Genomic DNA, 2,358 nt, shown 5'->3' with positions numbered 1-2,358 from the left:
TTTTGGAGTCAAGTCCCTAGGGGGATTTGACTCCTTTTTCATTTGTTCTTTACCTTACCGCAAATTATTTTACACTTAGTCTTGTACGTAACTCCTAAGATGAATTCAATCTTGAAGCGTGCAGATGCTATGAACCGTACTGTAGTTATTTCTGATCCTTCAGCTATTACTCGTACAGTCCACTCATTGGATGAAGTAACCATTAATGTTGTTCCGTCTGATTTAATGCAAACCACTTTTGATTTCACTGTTGGCTCAAAGATGAAATCTGATGCTAAGCAAATTGAAATGTTCTTAATTAGCAATGGTGTTCAAATTGCACCTGAAAAATACTCTTTTGTTGGATTTGATCAACCATCTGCTTCAACTTCAGGTAACTACTTGTACTACGAACAATCATATGATGATGTTCTCTTATTAAGTACCAAGACTAAGGGTTATGAAGTTGTTGTTGGTGATGCTACTGGTGTTAAGGATTTATCAGATTCATCAAAGCTTGTTAAGAAAGCAGATCCTGCTAATGTAAAGCCAACTGAAGCTAGTACTATTGAAGAAATCAAAGCCTATCTAACTGCTCATAAGATTGACTTCTCTGGTAAGACTACTAAGAACGACTTGTTAGCTTTAGTAAAGTAGCATAAGGTGGTGATTGGATGGATAAAGAACACATTGTTAATCAAGTTAAATTGTTAATCCCTAACAATAATGAAAATCCTGATTATGATAAGATTATTGATTTTACAGTTGATAAAATCATGAATGACATTGCTAATTACTGTAATATTCCAATTGATGAACTACCTAATGAATTATCTACTGTAGTGGTTAACATGACAGTTCAAGCAATTAAGGTAAATGGATTTCTTGATGGCGAGAGTGCTACTAACATTCAATCACTAAATGAAGGTGATACCAGTGTTACATTTAAGCCTATGAGTGATATTTATTTAGCTCTACAAGGTTTAAATCCTATTACGGATAATTACACTAATATCTTAAATAACTTCAGGAGACTACCAGAATGAGTAAATTTGAAGGCTTAAAAAAGGCAGTCTCTTTGTTATGGACGGATAAAGCAAAAATCATTGGTACTAAAAAAGTAACTAAGAATCATATTACTAATAGTGTTGAAACCACAATAGTAGAAAATGAACCTTGTAAAGTTATTCTTAAAGGACAATCTGCAGGTACTCAAACTATTTTTGGCACTGATGAAGCAAACGCTAAGTTACTAATCCGTAATGGCATTGATATTCCTGCTGGGGCGGTTATTTATATTACTGATCAAAACGGTAATACTACTAAATACAAACGTTCCAGTAAGGGATATTCTGGCTATTACTCACATCAAGAGATTGCAATGGTAAGGGATGAAAAAGCATGAGTTTGGGAACTGTTGACGATGCAGAATTTCAAGCTTGGGCTAGTCGTGTTAAAGGAAGGATAGACAGTGGCCAACTAAAAAAAGAGATCGGTCAAAGCACTAAGCGTATTGGTGTACAAGCCATCAGAACGCTTAAGAGTAATACTCCTGTTGACACTGGCGATTTGCGTAAAAATTGGACTGCTGAAGGTCCTTCTGTAAGTGGCGGTGGCTGGGTTGTTAAAGTCAGCAATCCTACCGAGTATGCTTCCTATGTTGAACGCGGCCACAGAACTCGTGGCGGCAAGAACTGGGTACCAGGTCAATTCTTTATGAAGAATTTCTTGAATGCGATAAGCTCTCAACTGCCTGATCTGATAACACCTGGCTTATGGGCTTTTAGGGATTTATTATCATGACAATAATTGAAAGAATAGCGGATGAGTTAGCTCGTATCTCACCGAACACAACAATTTACACGGAGAATCAACCTAATGGGTTTGATGAACCGTGTTTTTTTATAGGCAGAGCAGGAAATACAACTCTAAAGCCAGAACTTTTTGATTATGAAGTTAGAAAAATGCCATTTCAAGTTGTTTATTTTCCACCAGAAAAAAATGCTAATGAATCATTAGATGAAATGGAAGCACTGCTAATGGATAATCTAACGGTATTGCCTGACTTTGCTAAGAAATCGTGAATTCAGTGTAGATACTAATGAACATACGTTGACGTGTGATTTTGATCTTGTTTTGCGGATGTACAAGCCAGATCTTTCACCAAAACAAAGGAGTTTAGATTTAAATGCAAGAACAAAAGAAAACAGCAGGGAATAGCGCTGAAGTTGAGTACACTAAGGCTCAAATTAAGCAAGCTGGTTTATTCCCTGGTACAAATAACACAGCAATCATTAATGCTGCGTTAGAAGATAACAAAACTTATACAATTGCTGAAGCTAAGAAAGTAATTGAAGATTTTAAAGGAGGTATGTAATT

The 2,358-nt window shown here is 36.0% G+C and carries 6 protein-coding genes; all 6 read left to right on the top strand.

Going from position 1 to position 2,358, the window contains the following annotated elements; all coding sequences use genetic code 11:
• Nucleotides 1–111 precede the first annotated feature (111 nt).
• The 6 genes from BN52_RS10210 (at nucleotide 112) to BN52_RS05140 (ending at nucleotide 2,356) form a co-directional block, all read left to right on the top strand.
• Nucleotides 112–636 carry a hypothetical protein gene (locus tag BN52_RS10210; protein ID WP_206740560.1) on the top strand — a complete coding sequence of 175 codons (525 nt, stop codon included), beginning with the start codon at nucleotides 112–114 and terminating at the stop codon, nucleotides 634–636.
• Between the two features lie 17 nt (nucleotides 637–653).
• Entirely contained in the window at nucleotides 654–1,025 is a 372-nt protein-coding gene (locus BN52_RS05160; protein ID WP_008473256.1) for a head-tail connector protein, read from the top strand.
• On the top strand, nucleotides 1,022–1,384 hold the full coding sequence (locus BN52_RS05155; protein ID WP_008473254.1) for a hypothetical protein: 363 nt from the start codon (nucleotides 1,022–1,024) through the stop codon (nucleotides 1,382–1,384). Before BN52_RS05160 ends, BN52_RS05155 begins: the two co-directional genes overlap by 4 nt.
• Nucleotides 1,381–1,782 (top strand): HK97 gp10 family phage protein, encoded by a 402-nt coding sequence (locus BN52_RS05150; RefSeq protein WP_008473252.1) that lies wholly within the window; start codon nucleotides 1,381–1,383, stop codon nucleotides 1,780–1,782. Before BN52_RS05155 ends, BN52_RS05150 begins: the two co-directional genes overlap by 4 nt.
• Entirely contained in the window at nucleotides 1,779–2,063 is a 285-nt protein-coding gene (locus tag BN52_RS05145) for a phage tail terminator family protein (RefSeq protein ID WP_008473251.1), read from the top strand. Before BN52_RS05150 ends, BN52_RS05145 begins: the two co-directional genes overlap by 4 nt.
• A gap of 104 nt (nucleotides 2,064–2,167) precedes the next feature.
• Entirely contained in the window at nucleotides 2,168–2,356 is a 189-nt protein-coding gene (locus BN52_RS05140; protein WP_040473421.1) for a hypothetical protein, read from the top strand.
• Nucleotides 2,357–2,358 lie beyond the last annotated feature (2 nt).

It is taken from the genome of Lactobacillus gigeriorum DSM 23908 = CRBIP 24.85 (assembly GCF_000296855.1).
Classification (GTDB): domain Bacteria; phylum Bacillota; class Bacilli; order Lactobacillales; family Lactobacillaceae; genus Lactobacillus; species Lactobacillus gigeriorum.
This window is presented reverse-complemented; position numbering and strand designations above follow the sequence as displayed.

Bases quoted from the DNA above. Each gene is read 5' to 3' on its own strand.
- BN52_RS05145 (WP_008473251.1), top strand. From the start codon at position 1,779: ATGACAATAATTGAAAGAATAGCGGATGAGTTAGCTCGTATCTCACCG.
- BN52_RS05140 (WP_040473421.1), top strand. From the start codon at position 2,168: ATGCAAGAACAAAAGAAAACAGCAGGGAATAGCGCTGAAGTTGAGTAC.
- BN52_RS05155 (WP_008473254.1), top strand. From the start codon at position 1,022: ATGAGTAAATTTGAAGGCTTAAAAAAGGCAGTCTCTTTGTTATGGACG.
- BN52_RS05150 (WP_008473252.1), top strand. From the start codon at position 1,381: ATGAGTTTGGGAACTGTTGACGATGCAGAATTTCAAGCTTGGGCTAGT.
- BN52_RS05160 (WP_008473256.1), top strand. From the start codon at position 654: ATGGATAAAGAACACATTGTTAATCAAGTTAAATTGTTAATCCCTAAC.